Origin of the sequence: Syntrophomonas sp. UBA1041, from assembly GCF_002316705.1 — a bacterium.
Taxonomy (GTDB): domain Bacteria; phylum Bacillota; class Syntrophomonadia; order Syntrophomonadales; family Syntrophomonadaceae; genus DTU019.
Window position 1 is genome coordinate 128,947 of sequence record NZ_DCEA01000013.1, and the last position, 17,420, is coordinate 146,366.

At 45.6% G+C, this 17,420-nt stretch carries 17 protein-coding genes and 1 pseudogene; 1 reads left to right on the top strand and 17 read right to left on the bottom strand.

The annotated features are described in order from the left end of the window. Nucleotides 1–50 precede the first annotated feature (50 nt). From B2633_RS03095 to B2633_RS03115, 5 genes are read right to left on the bottom strand one after another with little or no spacing between them, the layout of a single operon-like run. Nucleotides 51–1,358, bottom strand: a complete 1,308-nt coding sequence (locus tag B2633_RS03095) for a thiolase family protein (RefSeq protein WP_483169077.1) — start codon at nt 1,356–1,358, stop codon at nt 51–53. Nucleotides 1,359–1,381: 23 nt separating this feature from the next. Then, a complete protein-coding gene (locus tag B2633_RS03100) occupies nt 1,382–2,161 on the bottom strand; it encodes an SDR family oxidoreductase (protein WP_483169079.1) in 780 nt (259 codons plus the stop codon). Between the two features lie 33 nt (nt 2,162–2,194). Next, on the bottom strand, nt 2,195–3,046 hold the full coding sequence (locus tag B2633_RS03105; protein WP_483169080.1) for a 3-hydroxyacyl-CoA dehydrogenase family protein: 852 nt from the start codon (nt 3,044–3,046) through the stop codon (nt 2,195–2,197). A gap of 27 nt (nt 3,047–3,073) precedes the next feature. Further along, nucleotides 3,074–3,862 carry an enoyl-CoA hydratase-related protein gene (locus tag B2633_RS03110; RefSeq protein ID WP_483169082.1) on the bottom strand — a complete coding sequence of 263 codons (789 nt, stop codon included), beginning with the start codon at nt 3,860–3,862 and terminating at the stop codon, nt 3,074–3,076. A 55-nt stretch (nt 3,863–3,917) separates the two neighbouring features. Then, nucleotides 3,918–4,385, bottom strand: a complete 468-nt coding sequence (locus tag B2633_RS03115; protein WP_483169084.1) for a MaoC family dehydratase — start codon at nt 4,383–4,385, stop codon at nt 3,918–3,920. An 852-nt stretch (nt 4,386–5,237) separates the two neighbouring features. Here B2633_RS03115 and B2633_RS03120 point away from each other — a divergent pair. After that, nucleotides 5,238–7,205: a sigma-54-dependent Fis family transcriptional regulator gene (locus B2633_RS03120; protein WP_483169085.1), complete on the top strand. Its 1,968-nt coding sequence runs from the start codon at nt 5,238–5,240 to the stop codon at nt 7,203–7,205. Between the two features lie 273 nt (nt 7,206–7,478). Here B2633_RS03120 and B2633_RS03125 read toward each other — a convergent pair whose 3' ends face one another. The 12 genes and pseudogenes from B2633_RS03125 to B2633_RS03180 form a co-directional block, all read right to left on the bottom strand. Then, nucleotides 7,479–7,784 carry a putative quinol monooxygenase gene (locus B2633_RS03125; RefSeq protein ID WP_481041884.1) on the bottom strand — a complete coding sequence of 102 codons (306 nt, stop codon included), beginning with the start codon at nt 7,782–7,784 and terminating at the stop codon, nt 7,479–7,481. Between the two features lie 129 nt (nt 7,785–7,913). Beyond that, nucleotides 7,914–8,660: an SDR family NAD(P)-dependent oxidoreductase gene (locus B2633_RS03130; RefSeq protein ID WP_483169086.1), complete on the bottom strand. Its 747-nt coding sequence runs from the start codon at nt 8,658–8,660 to the stop codon at nt 7,914–7,916. A gap of 103 nt (nt 8,661–8,763) precedes the next feature. Continuing rightward, nucleotides 8,764–9,297 (bottom strand): hypothetical protein, encoded by a 534-nt coding sequence (locus tag B2633_RS03135; protein WP_483169088.1) that lies wholly within the window; start codon nt 9,295–9,297, stop codon nt 8,764–8,766. A 41-nt stretch (nt 9,298–9,338) separates the two neighbouring features. After that, nucleotides 9,339–10,100, bottom strand: a complete 762-nt coding sequence (locus B2633_RS03140; RefSeq protein ID WP_481041890.1) for an SDR family NAD(P)-dependent oxidoreductase — start codon at nt 10,098–10,100, stop codon at nt 9,339–9,341. 30 nt (nt 10,101–10,130) lie between these two features. Further along, entirely contained in the window at nt 10,131–11,423 is a 1,293-nt protein-coding gene (locus B2633_RS03145; RefSeq protein ID WP_481041892.1) for an MFS transporter, read from the bottom strand. Nucleotides 11,424–12,276: 853 nt separating this feature from the next. Beyond that, nucleotides 12,277–12,771, bottom strand: a complete 495-nt coding sequence (locus B2633_RS03150; protein ID WP_481041894.1) for a universal stress protein — start codon at nt 12,769–12,771, stop codon at nt 12,277–12,279. A 331-nt stretch (nt 12,772–13,102) separates the two neighbouring features. After that, complete coding sequence (locus tag B2633_RS03155) at nt 13,103–14,086, bottom strand: NADH:flavin oxidoreductase (protein ID WP_483169090.1); 984 nt, start codon at nt 14,084–14,086, stop codon at nt 13,103–13,105. A 27-nt stretch (nt 14,087–14,113) separates the two neighbouring features. After that, on the bottom strand, nt 14,114–14,320 hold the full coding sequence (locus tag B2633_RS03160; protein ID WP_483169091.1) for a DUF362 domain-containing protein: 207 nt from the start codon (nt 14,318–14,320) through the stop codon (nt 14,114–14,116). Between the two features lie 91 nt (nt 14,321–14,411). Further along, the gene (locus B2633_RS03165) at nt 14,412–15,245 is read right to left on the bottom strand and encodes an FAD/NAD(P)-binding protein (RefSeq protein ID WP_483169092.1); all 834 of its coding nucleotides are present in this window, start codon (nt 15,243–15,245) and stop codon (nt 14,412–14,414) included. Beyond that, complete coding sequence (locus B2633_RS03170) at nt 15,232–16,251, bottom strand: 4Fe-4S dicluster domain-containing protein (RefSeq protein WP_483169093.1); 1,020 nt, start codon at nt 16,249–16,251, stop codon at nt 15,232–15,234. The genes B2633_RS03165 and B2633_RS03170 overlap by 14 nt, the downstream gene beginning before the upstream one ends. 12 nt (nt 16,252–16,263) lie before the next feature. Then, nucleotides 16,264–17,169, bottom strand: a complete 906-nt coding sequence (locus tag B2633_RS03175) for a 4Fe-4S dicluster domain-containing protein (RefSeq protein WP_483169094.1) — start codon at nt 17,167–17,169, stop codon at nt 16,264–16,266. Then, a pseudogene (locus B2633_RS03180) lies at nt 17,166–17,372 on the bottom strand (hydrogenase iron-sulfur subunit); the annotation flags it as partial. The gene B2633_RS03175 and the pseudogene B2633_RS03180, both read right to left, overlap by 4 nt. Nucleotides 17,373–17,420 lie beyond the last annotated feature (48 nt).

Consider the following 17,420-nt stretch of genomic DNA (forward strand, 5'->3'; position numbering starts at 1 on the left):
CCCCCTGCTTATATTTGAAGAAGGGGATTAAGAGGGCTGCGTAGCTAAAGTTATTCCACCCAGATGACGGCTCCCCCACCCTGGGTTAAACCTCCACATATAGCGCATGTGGCGAATCCGCCGCCATTTTCCTTGAGGTTATAAGCGGCAGTCATCATAATACGCGCGCCGCTGGATGTATTGGGATGCCCGACCGATATAGCACTCCCGTTTACATTGAGTATATTTTTCAATGCCTGGTATTTGCTGTCATCATTGTCAAGAATCGGTTGGGAAGAAACTTCCTTGACCATTTCCCAGTAATCGCTCTTCAAAAAGCGATCATTTGACAGCAGTTTAAGGGCTACCAGCGGTACACAGGCGAATGCTTCGTTGATTTCAATAAACTTCATATCATCAATGGTCAAATTGGCATCGTCCAGACATTTCTTGATCGCGAAAGCCGGGGAAACCGGCATAATTCTAGGCTGTAAGGCGATGGCCGAAGTAGCTACAACGGTATAGAGTGGTTCGTACCCCAGTTTTTCAGCATTTTCACGGGTAGTGATAATTTGGGCGGTTGCTCCATCGTTCATTCCCGGTGCATTGCCTGCGGTGCAGGTCGGATTATTGAAAATGGGCTTCAGCCGGGCGAGTTCCTCCATGCTTATATCAGGCCGATACTGTTCGTCTTTATCCAAAACCTTGCTGGAGATAACATTGCCTTTTCTATCTTTTTTAGTTATTTCAAGAGGAACCATCTCGTTTTTGAAGAAACCACGCTCCCACGCCTTGCCATATCTTTGATGGCTGGCAAAAGCCAACTCGTCCTGTTCTTCTCTGGATACACCGTATTCAATCGCAACATTACCTGAATCAACAGCCACTGGTGCGTAGTCTTTGTATCCCAAGGGAATAATGGGGTCTTCAACCAGGAAAGAACTGTGCCGTTTGCCTTCCCATCTTAAATTACGAAGCAGGAATGGAACGGTGCTGAAACTGGTAGCTCCACCGGTCATGACCACATTAGCTTCTCCCAGTTTGATACTGCGGCTGCCGTATTTAACGGTAGTCATACCGGTAGTACAAGCCTGATCATAATACAGCGAAGGTACTTCAGGGGGGATGCCGGCTTTCAGCATACTTTGTCTAGCAACCACCGGGGTATAGGGATCTTTGCAGTTGGTGGTATCGCCGCAGCCCCACCAGACTTCGTCTATGACTTCAGGGGCCATGCCGATTTTCTCCAGAACATTTTTCATGGCAATAGCACCCAGATCGTAGATATCAATATCCTTCATCGAGCCGCCGAATTTGCCAAACGGGGTTCTGGCCGCACTGATTACAACTATGTCATCTTTGCTTTTTTTGAATGCCATATCGATTGCTCCTTTCATTTCACTTATTGGGCAACCCAGCCACCGTCAACACTCAATATTACACCAGTGCAATACCCGGAGCCGGGAGCTGCCAAGAACAAGGTAACGGTTTTCAACTCATCATCCGCGCCAAAACGCTTAACAGGAATATATTGCAACATTAATTCTTCACTTTTATCAAGCGTCCCGGCGGTCATTTTGCTCGGGAACCATCCCGGGGCAATAGCATTAACGGTAATATTGTGCTTAGCCCATTTCACAGCAAGATCCTTGGTCAATCCGGCAATAGCAGCCTTGCTGGCCTGATAGGCTACCGTATCCATGATTTCTGCGGGAGCTCCAACAAAAGCGGCCAATGAAGCCAGATTGATAATTCTGCCATAATTCTGTTTAGCCATAATCTGGCCCGCCTTTTGGGCCATGTACCAGGAACCCGTCAAATTGGTGTCAATTACTTTTCTCCAGGCATCCAGAGGAAACTCTAGCGATGGCGCCCCCCAGGTTGCTCCGGAATTATTAACCAAAATGTCTACCCGGCCAAATTCTTTCATTACTAAATCGTATAAAGCATCGATTTCATCAGTATTTTTAACGTCAGCTCTGGCCGGTAATACTTTTACCCCCAAATCCTTCTCCATCTTTTGAGCCATTTCTTGGCATCGTTCAAGGTTTCTAGCCGCAACAACCAGATTGGCGCCGGCTTCGCCTAGTGCATACGCCATTTGAACACCAATGCCGGCTGCCCCACCGGTTACTATTGCTACTTGACCTGATAAATCGAATAATTCCGTATTGCTTCTCAAGCTATAACCTCCTTTCACGGGCTATTATTAACATTATTTTTCGTAATCGTAAAAGCCCTTTCCGGACTTCTGACCTAAGAGACCAGCCAAAACGCGTTTTTTAAGTAATGGATGCGGTTTGTAGCGGTCACCAAAATCTCTTTCCATAGTTTCCATTCCGTGCATGGCAATTTCAGCTCCTACCAAATCCAGCAACGTGCAGGGTCCCATAGGATGCCCGGCACAGAGCCGCATGGCTTTGTCGATATCTTCGGGGGAGTTGCCTTCTTGTACCAGTTTAACGGCTTCATTCATGAGAACATCCAGCAGCCTGCTGACGATAAACCCGGCAAAATCTACAGCTATGGCTGATTCCTTACCAATCTTCTTAATATAGTCCAAGGTAGCTTGCATGGTCTCCTCAGAAGTTAGCTGGCCTCTAATGACTTCCACGCCTTTCATTAGCGGCACCGGGTTCATGAAGTGAATACCGATGACCTTGTCTCCCCGAGTGGTAGCGCTGGCAATTTCGGTAACCGGGATAGCCGAGGTGTTAGTTCCCAGTATGGCTTCCGGCTTGCAGAGCCTTTCAAATTCTGCGAACATTTTCTTCTTAAGCTCCAGGTTTTCGAATACACATTCCACCAGCAGATCGGCATCTTTGCATGCCTCTGCCAGATCAGTAGTAACAGTAATCCTGGAAATCGCAGAACTTACATCGGCTTCGGCAATTTTGCCTTTGCTGGCCAGCTTATTGAGGTTCTTCTCAATGGTAGCCATAGCTCTCTTAAGAGCCTCTTCTGAGATATCGTTCAAAACCACGGTGTACCCTGCTACAGCACTTACCTGGGCTACACCATTGCCCATGGCTCCTGCTCCTATAACAGCAATTGTGTTTACTTCCATGAATTGGTCCCACCTTTCAATCAATTATTATCTCCCTGTGATATTGGGTTGCCTCTTTTCGACGAATGCCAGCAGACCTTCTTTGCCGTCTTCCGTTCCAAAACATTGGGCAAATAACTCGACCTCCATTTTGAGTGCATTTTCAAGGTCGAGATCTTGCCCTATATTGATGGCCTGTTTGGCTAAAGCCTCTAATACAGGTGATTTGCTGGCAATCGTATTCGCCATTTTCCTTGCTTCGTCAATGAGTTGTTCGGGCGGAAAGACATGATTGACTAAACCGATTCTATAGGCTGTTGCCGCATCTATAGTCTGACAGGTGAAGATGATCTCCTTGGCCCTTCCAGCTCCTACTAACCGGGCTAACCGTTGAGTACCGCCCCCCCCCGGAATAATCCCTACATTAATCTCAGGATTGGCCATTTTGGCTTTTTCGGACGCAAGGCGTATGTCGCAGCACATTGCTACCTCAAGCCCTCCGCCAAAAGCGAAACCGTTAATGGCGGCGATGGTAGGCTTGGGAAATAAGGCTATGGCCTGTTGCGCGCGGTAGACACCGAGAGCGAATTTTCGCCCTTCTAGCAAATTACAGGCAGACATTTCAGTTACATCTGAACCGGCTGCAAAAGATTTGTTTCCGCTACCGGTAAGAATAACCACCCTTACAGCATCATCCTCTCTCATCTGCTGAAATACTGAGTATAGATCATTAAAAACAGCAGAATTGAGTGCATTTAACACTGCAGGACGGTTGATTTCAATTAACATAACGTAGTTTTCCAGAGAACAAATTAGGTTTTCGTACTGATATACCATTATTGTTAACACCTCCTTCCTGAACAATATAAATAAATGGCTACAGATGCGCGGTTTAGCCAGCCAGGCCTGGCGACAGCGATTCGCGTTGGGTTTCCAGTTTGCTTTGCTTGCGTGGCATCATCAACGCCTCTCCTTCGAGAGTTATTTCGTTCCTTTGGTTCGTGCAATAGGTGCGGAGCCGCACCCGGTTTTTGGCGTCATCTTTCTCCAGCACTTCTACCGTAGCGGTGATCGTGTCCCCTATAAAAACGGGCTTGAGGAATCTGCAAGTCTGCTCTAGATATATAGCTCCGGGTCCAGGCAATTGGGTTCCCAACACGTTGGAGATAAAGCCAATCGCCAGTATGCCATGGGCAATCCGTTTACCAAACACGGTTTCACCAGCATACTCGACATTAATATGAACTGGATTCATATCTCCCGTAACCCCTGCAAACGAATAAACATCCGATTCGGAAATGGTCTTGCTAAATTGTGCAGAATCCCCAACTTTTATCTCTTGCACAGTTTTTCCCTGCATATAAACGCCTCCATTCAGCATTTGCAACAGATATCGCAAAAGATATGCCAATTACAGTTTTCCGGGATAAAACTTTGCAGATTCCTATAATTCGGCAGCACAGCGGGTCATACACCGTGCTCAGAGCCAGTTACATAGGTAATTCTAAGGAAATAGACCGATAATGAAACAAACAGGACGTCTTAGAGGCGTCCTGTTTCGATACACATATTTATTTTTTCCATCATCTGTCTCAAGCCTACGCTGGAGACTACTAAAGCACTAAAAATTTTATTATTTATCCTAACGGTTCTTGCTGTAGTAACAACACCTTGCTTGAAAAGGTGTGTCCTGATTTGGGACACGCAAAGGTACCGACCCGGTGCTGATCACTGATACTAGCCATACAATTCGATATTGTAGAATACTATTCGCGAAGGCATGAGATTTGCATAGATATTTTGTATCAATATATTAAGGAGGTTTTTTATGAATGATCAGCATGTTTGTTCAAAATGCAGCCAGCCGGTCTCAAAACCGGGTCTGTGTAAAAAATGCCTGAAGGCTCATGATTTCATCATTAATGTAGTTGGTACGATAATGTTTGTTCTGGCTGCATTTTGTTTTTTCGGTTATTACAAATTTTTTATCGCCATGTAATTGAACCGAAATAACGGCCCGGAATTCTTGTAAAACAACCTATTTTATGACAAAATTTCATTGGAATGATTAAATTACAAATATTACGTTATTGAATAGATGCATCCTTCATCGTAATATCTAAGTGTATCAAAATGAAACATATCGGTTTATAATCGTGTTCTCAGCCATGAATTGTGTTGTTACTAAGGGTCTTACCGAGGAGGAAATATAATGTATCCAAAAATATTGCGTCCCGCACAAATCATGGAAATCTGGCAGAACCTCCATGAAAACCAACACAATCCCGAAGAATTATTTATTCCTGCCGAGGTACAGTTATCATGGGAGCGTAGTAAAGCTTACGGCGTTGATCGATATATGGAAAAAAACGATATCATTTTATCCCAAAAAGAATTGGAAGAGAAATTAGAGCATAATTCAGAACTTCTTTCTATAACTATTCCACATATGAATGTCCTTCATTCTATTACCAAGGATGCTGGCTTCTGCATTACTATCAGCGATAATGAGGGTTTCATTCTTAAGAGAATTGGCGAGCAGGCGGAAATGAACTTTACAGACTACAGCAACTTTGTAGAAGGATCGAATTGGTCAGAGCACATAATGGGCACCAATGCAGTAGCGATGGTCTTGGTTACTGACGCCGCTAGTCAAATTTATGGATATGAGCATTTTTGTAAATGCGCCTGTTTATCAACTTGTTCAGCAGCACCTATTCATGACTCTAATGGCGCAATAATAGGGGTGCTTGATTTAACAGGACCCTACAAAAATGCTCATGCTCACACGCTTGGAATGGTCGTGTCTGCAGCTCGTTCTATTGAGCGGTCGTTATTCCTAAATAATTTATACGATGAAGTAAAAGATGCCAATATGCTTAAATGCGCAATTATGAAATCCATTGCGGAAGGTTTATTGGCTTTAGACAGTGAAGGCCGCATTTCATTAATTAACCCCCAAGCCTGTAAGATGTTAGATTTAAAAGGCGATTGCATTAATAGCAGTATTTGGGAAGCATTACCAAAGGATAATCAATATTTCTTCAATTTAATTACAACTGCCAAACATGTTTATGGCGAAACAGTGCATATTGATACAACGCGTGGTAAAAAGAAATTCCTTGTGAATTGTACTCCCATAATAAATGAGGACAAGAGCATATCAGGCAATGTCATAACTCTTCATGAGCTCCATCATGTTGTTACCAAAATAATTGGGGCTAAATCAAATATAACTTTTGACAATCTTATCGGCGAAAACAGCGCATTTAAAGAAGCCATAGAACATGCTAAAATGGCGGCTGAAAATAATTCTAATGTTTTATTGCTAGGTGAGAGTGGAGTTGGGAAGGACTTGTTTGCCAAAGCCATCCACAATTATAGCAGTAGAAGAAGTGAACCATTTTTTGCCATTAATTGTGCCGCTATTCCTAGAGAGTTAATATCCAGCGAATTATTTGGTTATAATGAAGGCGCCTTTACCGGAGCTAGTAAGGGTGGGAAACCTGGGGCATTCGAATTGGCCGATCAGGGAACATTGTTTTTGGACGAAATTGGCGAAATGCCCATGGATCTTCAAGCCTCACTATTGAGAGTCTTGGAAGAAAAGACAATAATGCGTGTTGGCGGGAGGGAATTCATCCCGGTTAATATCCGCCTTATAAGTGCTACAAACCGCGATTTGTCAGAGGAAATTAGAAATCGTAGCTTTCGTCAAGACATATTTTACAGGCTTAGTGTAATATCAATATCCATACCTCCATTAAGACATAGAAGGGGAGATATTCCGCTATTGGTCGATCATTTTGTCCAGAGTTTCAGCAACCGCTTAGGGAAAAAAATAAAACGAGTTGATGCCGAGGTTATGGATTTATTCATGTACTATGATTGGCCTGGTAATGTCAGAGAACTGAGTAATTATATTGAACGCGCCATCAACTTAACCAGAAATGGCATTATTACTCCGGATCTCTTAACAAAAGAGATTTTAGGGGAGGGGGGTAAAAAACCGATATCAATTTGGGCAGATACGATTACTAAGGATAATATGGAGGAAGAGATGATAAGGACTTATATGTTGAAATTTAATAATAATAAAATGAATGTGGCTAAAGCTTTAAATATATCTCGGAGTAGTCTATACCGAAAATTGGAAAAGTATGGGATCGATATGAATTAATCCCGCCTTATACTTAAATTTCCTACAGGCAGCTTTGCCAAGACATATATTATAATTTAGGCCAAAAACTATGGGACAATTGGAATAACCATTTGTCCCATAGTTTTTGGTAGCTTCGTTCTTCTATGCATTTCATAATTCTGTCGATAAATTGGGTCCAGAAAAAGGATTAGACAGGTTAACAAGTCTGGCAAAAGGAATGGATATCAGGAACATTCCGATAAAATATAACTAAACTAGGCGCATACAATGAGCTTGTTTACAAGGAAAAACTTATACTTTGTCATCTATACTACATATATCTTCAAAAAGATTTATGGCTGGAGGCTCCTGGACAAGGTCTGTTATAGAACCTAAGATTTCTTTTACATAAGGCTGGCTGCGGTGTAACTCACGCGCTTCTTTATCCTTGTATACTTCATAAACTAGAAATTTGCTAATATCATCCATTCCTCTATGAAGAGTATAAACCAGGGTATCCTTTTCTCCTTGCACATGCTGGACCAAGGTTTTTAGTTTATTTTCTAGCTCCATTTCACAACCTGTTTTGGCTTTAAAAGTAGCTACAAGCACTATCATTAATATGCCTCCAATATTTTCAATAATCCCAATACAATATTGCTTACAGTAAAAATAAATTTGTTCTTCATAAACTTAATTGCAATAGTTACGGTAGATACAGAAAACCCCAATTATGAATTTAAGTTATTAACGCATATACATGCCGCCGTTAATATCCAGAGTAAATCCGGTAATGAAACTCGAATATTCCGAACATAGGAACATAATGCCATTGGCAATGTCAATCGGCTGTCCAAACCGTCCTAAAGGAGTTGACTTTAGCCATGCATCGCCCCTCTCCTCCAGAATCTTCCCGCTGAATATGGGCGTCATGATAATACCAGGGGCTACACAATTGACATTGATATTAAATGGCGCCAGTTCCAGGGCAACACTGCGACTAAAACCCTCCAATCCCCTTTTGGTAGCGGTATAATGAGAATTTGCAATAGACCCGCGTTCTCCAGCAATGGAGGAAAAGTGTATTATTTTGCCATAGTTTCTTTTCTTCATCTCTTTAGCAACCGCCCGGGTACAGTAGAATGATCCATAAAGGTTGACTTTCATATGGCGATCCCATAGCTCATCTGTCATCTCATCAACCATGGCCTGAATATAAAGACCAGCTGAACAAATCAAGCAATCGATTTGTCCCGACCACTGAATAACATCTGCAACGGCTCTATCTATTGCTTCACGGTCAACGATGTCGGTTACTGAAGTTAAGATCCTGTCACTTTTCCCCTCATTAGCAGCTAAAAAATCTGAGAGTGCTTGTTGATTAATATCAACAGCAGCAACTTTAGCTCCTCTATCTAAAAATGCCTGGGCACATTCCTTGCCTAGACCAGAACCTGCACCGGTAATTAATACGGTTTTTCCTTCAAAATGCAATACATTACCTCCCAACCTGATATGTTTCTTGACACATTGATATATTGATTGCTGATTTGGAATCGCATTCACAACTGTCCCGGTTTGGGATCGTTTAATTCTGCTATGCAAGCTGAACAGAGGCTGTTAGAGATCGCTTTGCCTCTTTATAATGCTTTTTCATCTTGGCCAGAAGCTCTTGATGCATATCATCTTTGCATTCTATTAGTATGTTGTTGTCTTTATTGGTGGAATCTTTGTATTCGATCACGATATAGTAACGAAAGTTTACTTTGAGGAAAAGCCCGATAAGGGGCCCCCATAAGACGATACTTCTTCCCTTCAGATCAGGATCATGCCTGGTTATTATCTTATCGACTTTAAAACAATTCGAATAATATACTCTTTGCTCGTCTCCCTTGTTATTGAAGAAGAGAAAGTATTCATCAGCTAAAGCGAGGTATAATTTCTGGGCTTTTGGTATGTTAGGAATTCCACCGTGATAAGATACTTCATAAACGTCTTGATCACAAATGCTTTTAATTCTGGTAGTATCCTCCAACAGTCTTTGCCTGGCTTTCAGAATTTTGTCACCGCGATACCAGCTCCAAATTATTGACAACAACACCAGGCCACCAATGATCCACCATTTAACCATGATGAATACCTCCTCCCATACAATAACAACAAGTTATTTCTTTACGAACACAGCCAACCACCGTCAACCGGCATCGTATGCCCGGTCATATAGTTGGCCAGATCGGAACACAGGAAGACCACTGGACCCGCGATCTCCTCAAGGGTGCCAAATCTCTTCATTGGAGTTCTTCTTATCAGGTCCTCGTACATAGCCGGGTTGGCCTTCAGCTTGGCAGTTAATTCGGTGAGGATGTAAGCCGGCGCAACCGCATTCACCTGAATGTTATAGTCGGCCAGTTCCAAGGCCAAATTACGGGTCAGCTGCAGAACGCCTCCCTTGGAAGCGGAATACGCTGAAAGTTCCGGTAGGCTCGCATAACCCATAATCGAACAAGTATTGACTATTTTGCCGCTTTTTTGAGCCATCATAACCGGCGCTACAGCCTTTGATCCGATCCATACTCCGGTTAAATTTATCTCAATTATTTTCCTGAAGTCTTCTTCAGGCATATTAACGGTTAAATTACGTCTATTGATACCGGCGTTGTTTACCAAGATGTCAATCTTACCGTATTTGCCCGTCAGATATTCCACCAGGCTGTTATATTCCACACTGCTGGTAGTATCCAAATGATAAGCCTCTGCCTGGCCGCCTCCGGCAACAATATCCTCAGCGGTTTTTTTCGCTTGTTCATCAGCGATATCAGCGATAATAACCGTAGCTCCTACTGAAGCCAAGCCCTGTGCCATCGCCTGCCCGATTCCCATCGCTGCACCGGTTACGATAGCTACTTTGCCATCCAGTCTGATATTTAAATCCATATTACCCTCCTAAATGTTACTTTGATTTTTTTACCGCGCTGGTTTAGGCTCCAAACGTGTATACTTGCTTACTCCAAACAAGATAGCTCCTAGTATGCCTGCCACCACACACACGGCAAAAGCGCCATTATATCCGTACTGAGAGCCAACAAAGAATCCGGTGATTATAGGGGCTAATGAAGCGAATGCGTTGCCGACGAAATTATAAACTCCGCCTACACCTCCGGCCTGTCCATAAGGGGCTATATCACCGGGAATAGCCCAGACATTGGCTGCTCCAAAAGCGAAAATCCCCATGAAACCGCTCAGATAGATAACGGCTGCAGTGGCAGTTTGGGCTTGCATAGTCAGAAAGATAAACACCGCTGCTCCCAGCATTGCCATTCCCATTCCAACTCTTCTTACTTGAGTTACAGACGCCCCGTGGCGCTGCCAGAGATCCCAGACATACCCTCCCAGTAGTTCGCATACAACGGCAGTCGCATAGGGAATCATAGCTGCAATCCCCATGGCCTTAATGTCAAGTCCCCGGGCTTGAACGAAATATGAGGGCATCCAAGTATTAAAAACTGTCCAGGTGTACAAATACAGGCCGTATGCTAAAGCTATTTTAAGAACGGTTGGATATAAGAACAGTTGCAACATTGGAATAGGTTTGACCTCAACCTGCCCTGACGCATTTATTACCTCATCCTGGCGAATATAGTCAAGCTCTTCCTTGGTGATACTCGGATGAGCATCTGGTTCATGATAGGTAAAATGCCATACAATTGCATATACAACAGCAATTGCACCGCTGATTACGAAAGACATTCTCCAGCCATAGTTTACAATCAACCAGGCTACTAAAGGGGGAGTAAACGCTGAGCCCAATCTAGCACAGCAGTCGAAGCAAGCTGAACAGAAAGTACGTTCTTTTATCGGAGTCCATACTGATACTACCCGAGCACTGGCGGGAAAGCCTGGCGCTTCGGTAAATCCCAGTAAAATGCGAACTATGAAGAAGCTAGTAAAAGTCGAACATGCACCTGTCAGGATGGTGACGATACCCCAACCTGCCGCTGAAAGAGATATTGCCGATTTGGGGCCGAATTTATTGATAAATCCTCCCACTGGCAACATGATCAAAGTATAAGCCCAATAAAAAGCTGATCCCATAATACCAATCTGCGCAGCAGTAATGCCAAATTCCTTCATTATAGACGGAACGGCTACGCTGAAATTGGTGCGATCTAAATAGTTGATGGCTATCATCATGGATACCATGAATACTACAAAATATCTTTTGTTACCAGCGGGTTTGTCCAGTATTTTTGAACTCAATGGGAAGCCTCCTCCTTTAATTATTTGTGAAGCCTGTCAGTTTTAATCTCTTAAAGCCCCCTTTCGTGGAATTCCGGCCAGGAATTCGCTGGCCGCCGCTATTGGTCGGGAATGTAGCTGTTAAACTAACACCTCCTATTCGCGATTAGTTACTAAGGACAACTAACATATAAAGCAAATAGCATACCGACCAAAAGCGTGATGATTAATATTTTTTTTCATATAAACGCAAGTAAGAGAGCTTACTCAGGAATAGTCGTTAAATCGAGCATCGTTAAATGATTTCCGCCACGGCCAAATAAAATCATACAGCTGACTTTTAGTTCATGAGTGATTTTATATAGGTTCGAATGTCCCATATACTGTCCCATTCGGACATACTGATTGTTCCTTATTGTTACACTGGGGGTTTTCTTTGCATCGAATTTGCGGGTTGGTTTGTAAACACATAAAATATTTAGGCATTACAGGAGTGATTCAGAGACGGGACATTTTGTAGGAATACATACTATATGGCTATACTATTTGAACATGATTTTGTGCCTTAATTCATTACACCCACAATTGTTTGAAGAGTTTTGTAACTGAAAATTGTAATCGGTTTTGATTAAAAATTCGAGCGTTAAACGATTAGCCAGTTTAGCCCTTAAATAGTGTTTCCCAGGTCGAAGGACTATGACTGTAATGTCATAACTCCTTTGGCCTGGGAATGGCAAGTTCTCAAATTGATTCAACCCTAAACCCGTCAGTATATTTGGATTTTAGCGTTTAGATATAAAAAGATCATGTAAATGATTCAAGTCATACTACTGTATTCTCCGTATAAGTCTGGAATTTTGGTAATTATTTTGGCTTAAAGATAAATATTATAATCTGTAGACATTGATTTAATGATCGTATGGTTTTCCGCAACACCTTTGGGCAGTCGAGTAAGCAAAACCGGGCAATGAGCTTTATGACTTACATACTGACTGACACTGCCCACAAAAGCCTCTGCGATACCCGTAATCCCTCTACTTCCCATAACAATCAGATCAAATTGGCCATCATCGGCCTCAGAACAGATTACTGGAGCCGGAGCCCCGATCTTTACTTCAAGAGAGGCATTTGTTAATACAGCTTCTTCTCTGATGCGATTGAGTATGGCCTGTCCAGTTTCGACTGATTTTGCGGGTAAAGCCGGTTCAGGTGTGGCGCCATCCTCAACTCCATATTGAAAGAGGTACGGACGCACCACATAAAGCAAAGTGACACTGCCGTCATTCTTACTTGCTATATTTTGGGCAACTTTGGCAGCCATAACCGAACTATCGGAACCATCTACCGGAACAAGTATTTTCTTAAACATACAGACCCTCCTTATCGGTTCAACAGCTTTATTGCAATACCCCGCTAATATATAACCAGCGAATACAGATGATTAAGGGTAATAGCAGGGATATGATTTCAATACCGTAGCAACCTTGTTTTGCTTTCACCTCCCCAAACGAGTATTTCGCTGGTTTACCCTGACCACGAAAGTTATTTACCTAATATTTGTTACAGAGCAATTATTATGCCAGTTATGTTTTTTAAATAAAATTAGGTTAATTTTGAAACACACCCAACCTAATTGATTTGAATTTGTGTAAATGACTTATATCTGGAGTTAATATTTCCATAGGATATGGTTGAGACAGTTACTGTATAGCTCTTTTAGCCCAAGTTGAATCCTTGAGTATGGCCCGACCCACACCGATAAGATCGGCCTGCCCCTCCGCCAGCAGTCTCTCTGCTGCTGAGGCCTCAGTGATCCCTCCAGTCAAGATCACTGGGATCTTAACGACTTCCTTGAGCGCCCTGGACAGAGGGGCGAAAAAGCCCTGCCCACTCAGGCCTGGTACGCTATAACTGCATAAGCCTCCAGAGGTGTCTATAATGTTGACTCCAGCTTTTTCGAACTCTCGGGCCGCCGGCCGGCTGTCTTCAATGGTGGTGCCCCCCTCCATGAAGTCCGCAGCCCCAAGCCGAATAAGCAGGAGAAAGTCTTGGCCGCAGGCGTCCCGGACGGCATTGATTATCTCCAGGTGGATACGGATGCGGTTATGAATGTTGCCGCCATACTCATCCATACGCTGATTGGTTAATGGAGATAGGAACTGATTGAGCAGGTAGCCGTGGGCGCTGTGGATCTCCACCCCGTCGAAACCGGCCTTCTTCACCCGGACGGCGGCGTCGCGGAATTTCCCGACCACCGCTGCGATTTCGGTTTGGTGCATTTCACGAGCTATTTCTGTACCGCGCGGGTTAGGTACCGCAGAGGGAGCCAGTCCTTCCGTCCCGGTAACCTCGCTGCTGGCCCGACTGCCGGCATGACTGAGCTGCATTACCGTCTTGCTGCCGTTTCCATGTATGATAGCCGACAGCTCTTTGAACCCGTTGATCAAACCATCCTCAGCGATGGAGATCTGATGGGGGTGGGCTTTACCCTCCGGACTGACATAACTGTGCTCGATTATAATCAGAGAGATATACCCCCCTCGGGACTTCTCTTCATAATAATCCAACAGTTCCTGGCTGACCTGCCCGTCAGGACCGGCTTTGGTGGTAGCCATGGGCGGCATGATCAGCCGGTTTTTCAGGGTTAGGTACCCGGTCTCGATCGGTTGTTGTAAAAGCGCCATAGATTTACTCCTCTTTAAATCGTGCCACTATTCTGTTGCAACAATGGCATCAGCAGGGCAACTGTCAGCGCAGGTTCCACAATCGCTGCACAGTTCAGTATCGATGATATATATATCTTCGCCCTCTTTAATCGCTTCCAAGGGGCATTCATCGACACACGCTCCGCAAGCTACACAGTTATCTGTTATTAAATGAGCCACTATTATTTCACCTCCATCGCGTTGATTATTCAATGCTGTCCACCATCAGCGCTGTTGGTCGGGTTTAATCACCACTCCCGGGCAGGCAAAAGAACCGTCCCCGTGCCTGTTTGTTAGGACTTTCCTACCATTCCTGGGGCAGTTGTTTGAGCTGGGTCAGGTCGAAGACCGGTCCGTCCAGGCAGATATACTGGCTGCCGATGTTGCAGCGGCCGCACTTGCCGATGCCGCATTTCATGCGCATTTCCAGGGTGGTGACGATCTGTTCGTCCTTAAAACCCAGCTTCTGCAATGACTGCAGAGCGAACTTGATCATGATCGGAGGACCGCAGGTGACCGAAACCGTGCCTGCCGGGTCCGGGGCCAATTCTTCCACATAAGCCGGCACGAATCCCACATGGCCCTGCCAGGCCTCTTCAGGATTATCTATGGTCACATTGACCTCGGTATCGGGCTGCTTAGGCCATTCCTCGAACAATTCCTTTTTGAAGCACAGGTCGTTGTAGCTCCTGGACCCGTAGATGATGGTGATCTTGCCGTAATCAGCACGGTTTGCAAAGCAATGCTTGATGAAGGAGCGCAACGGCGCCAGGCCGATGCCTCCGGCGATGAACAGCATGTCTTTGCCACGGCTTTCATCAATGGGGAAGCCGTTGCCGTAGGGACCTCTTAAACCCAGCTTTTGGCCTATTTCGATCTGGTGCAGTTCCTCGGTCAAGAGTCCCACTCTTTTGATGGCGTACTGCTGGTATTCCCGGCCTTCCTGCCAGGTGCAGGAGAACATGCCTTCCCCTGCCGGCAGGGACAGCATGGAACACTGCCCGGGCATGACCTGATAAGGCAGCCCCCCTGCGGGGCTTTTGACATAAAAGCTTTTAACATCCGGGGTTTCCTCTACGATATCTATCACTTCAACGATATGAGGCACCAGCGGTTGTTCGCAATTACAGTTCGACACTGCTGTCCACCTCCTTGATCTGTTTGATGATGTCGGTAATCCTGACCCCGGCCGGGCACACGATGGTGCAGCGCCCGCATCCGGTGCATAAGGAGTAGCCATAGCGTTCGTTGAAGAACTCCAGCTTGTGCAAGAAGCGGTTGCGGAAGCGTTCCACTCCAGTAGGACGCGGATTGCCTCCCCCGGCTTCAGCGGAATATTCGGCATACATGCAGGAGTCCCAGCAGCGGAAACGATAACCACTATCCCCCCACATTTTGACCTGTATGTCAAAACAGTGGCAGCTGGGGCAAATATAGGTGCAGGCCCCGCAGTTGACACAGGGCTCGCTCATGCGTTCCCACAGCGGGTGTTCGAACATGCCTTGGAGCTTTTCCGCTACCCCCTCATAATCAACCTCAGTCTGAAATGGCCCTGCCTGAGGGGCAGTAAGCTCTTTATCGGTGAGGAATTCGGCCACTGCCTGGGTCAGCTTTTCACCCTGGTCAGTTTGAGGTTCCCAGATATAGCCTTCATCTCCGGCATCTCTTATGATGACATCGCTTTCCGGGTCGGTCATGCTAACACCCATAGCCTCACAGAAGCAATTGGCCCCCGGGTTGTAGCAGGCATTGCCGATCACGGTGACGTGATCCCGCCGGGCTTTGTAAAAGCTGTCCGTAAACCCCCGGGTAAGGAATACGTCGTCTAAACTGCGCATGGCCCTGGCGTCACAGGCCCTGACCCCGAAGATGACCCGTTCGCTGTGGTCTTCATAGGTTTTGTCAATCTCTAGCTCCTGCCCCTGCTGTTTGAGGTCATACATCCGCTCGGTCTGGGGGAACAGGACGTATTTGGGCGAGGTATACACATTTAAAGCGTCTAAGAGCAGGGGCTTATCTTTATTCTCATCGTTCCAGGGGTAGAAGCCGCTGCCCTGTTCAACTGCCAGGGGTACGAAAACTGCCGCCTGTTGTGCGATTTTGTCCAGTAAGGCCTCTACCTTGTCTTTGGCCAGTATTTTCACGCTTCTCCCCCCTTATATGAAGTCGTCGGGATCGTCTTCCCGGTATACGCTCAAAGCTGGTTTTTGACCTTCCACATAACTGATCCCGGCTTCATAGGGGCCGAAGAAGTGGTTGGCATCCTTGGCCAGTTTGTGGTTGATCAGCATTAAGGGAATGTCCGCCGGGCAGACCCGTTCGCATTCCCCGCATTCGATGCAGCGGCCCGCCATATGCAGGGCTTTGACCAGATGATACATCATATTGTCGGATGTGCTGGTCTCCCGGCCCACCCACTGGGGACGCATCTCATCATATATGCAGGTGCGGCAGTCGCAGGCTATGCAGGCCTGACGGCAGGCATAGCATCTTATGCACCTGGAGAATTCTTTTTCGAAGAACTGATAACGCTCTTCGCTGGGCATATTCTCAATTTCCTGAACTTTCCCAAAGCGCTCCCCGCTCATATGCGGTTGCTGCTCTGCCCCGATGAGTTCATCATAGATGACCGGGTTGGGAACCAGGCAGTTTAAGCATTTGACCGCCAAACCTTCTGGAGCCTGAATGCCCAGCAATCCGGATTGGGCTTTCATGGCCGGGAGAGGATCTTTCATCCCCGGGCAAGACACCCCGATGATATAGAGGCGCTCTCTTTTTATTTGATGGTCCTCTAAGAGGCGAACGATCCCCCGGGAGTCGCAGCCTTTGACCACGATGCCGATCTTTTCCTGACCGTCCCTCAGTTTGAGCAGATAATTGCTGCTGTTGTGGATGGCGTATTCATTGAATGCCATGCGCTCGAGATCGGCTTTACTCCGCGCTATATAAGGGCGGATGGCATAATCGGGGTGATCCCCTTCCCAGCCGATGAATACATCGATCTGGCCGGAATCGAAGAGTCCGGCGGCAATAGTTTTGATTTTATCCCTTATTGCTCTCATCGCGCATCCCTCAGCTTTCTATTGGGGCCCACTCTTTTGACGCCTGCGACGAAGTTCTCCATGGTTTCCTGGAACTTGGGCCCTTCAGCCCCTGAAATCCACGCGGTCTGATATCTCTCCGCTTCGATGCCGATATATTCCATCATGCTCTTCATCATGGTATGACGGCGGCGGTTGTAGTAATTGCCACTACCATAGTGGCATTCACCGGGGTGTCACCCCGAGAGCAATACCCCGTCGGCCCCCCGGTT

Bases quoted from the DNA above. Each gene is read 5' to 3' on its own strand.
- B2633_RS03095 (WP_483169077.1), bottom strand. From the start codon at position 1,358: ATGGCATTCAAAAAAAGCAAAGATGACATAGTTGTAATCAGTGCGGCC.
- B2633_RS03105 (WP_483169080.1), bottom strand. From the start codon at position 3,046: ATGGAAGTAAACACAATTGCTGTTATAGGAGCAGGAGCCATGGGCAAT.
- B2633_RS03110 (WP_483169082.1), bottom strand. From the start codon at position 3,862: ATGGTATATCAGTACGAAAACCTAATTTGTTCTCTGGAAAACTACGTT.
- B2633_RS03115 (WP_483169084.1), bottom strand. From the start codon at position 4,385: ATGCAGGGAAAAACTGTGCAAGAGATAAAAGTTGGGGATTCTGCACAA.
- B2633_RS03120 (WP_483169085.1), top strand. From the start codon at position 5,238: ATGTATCCAAAAATATTGCGTCCCGCACAAATCATGGAAATCTGGCAG.
- B2633_RS03125 (WP_481041884.1), bottom strand. From the start codon at position 7,784: ATGATAGTGCTTGTAGCTACTTTTAAAGCCAAAACAGGTTGTGAAATG.
- B2633_RS03135 (WP_483169088.1), bottom strand. From the start codon at position 9,297: ATGGTTAAATGGTGGATCATTGGTGGCCTGGTGTTGTTGTCAATAATT.
- B2633_RS03140 (WP_481041890.1), bottom strand. From the start codon at position 10,100: ATGGATTTAAATATCAGACTGGATGGCAAAGTAGCTATCGTAACCGGT.
- B2633_RS03150 (WP_481041894.1), bottom strand. From the start codon at position 12,771: ATGTTTAAGAAAATACTTGTTCCGGTAGATGGTTCCGATAGTTCGGTT.
- B2633_RS03155 (WP_483169090.1), bottom strand. From the start codon at position 14,086: ATGGCGCTTTTACAACAACCGATCGAGACCGGGTACCTAACCCTGAAA.
- B2633_RS03175 (WP_483169094.1), bottom strand. From the start codon at position 17,169: ATGAGAGCAATAAGGGATAAAATCAAAACTATTGCCGCCGGACTCTTC.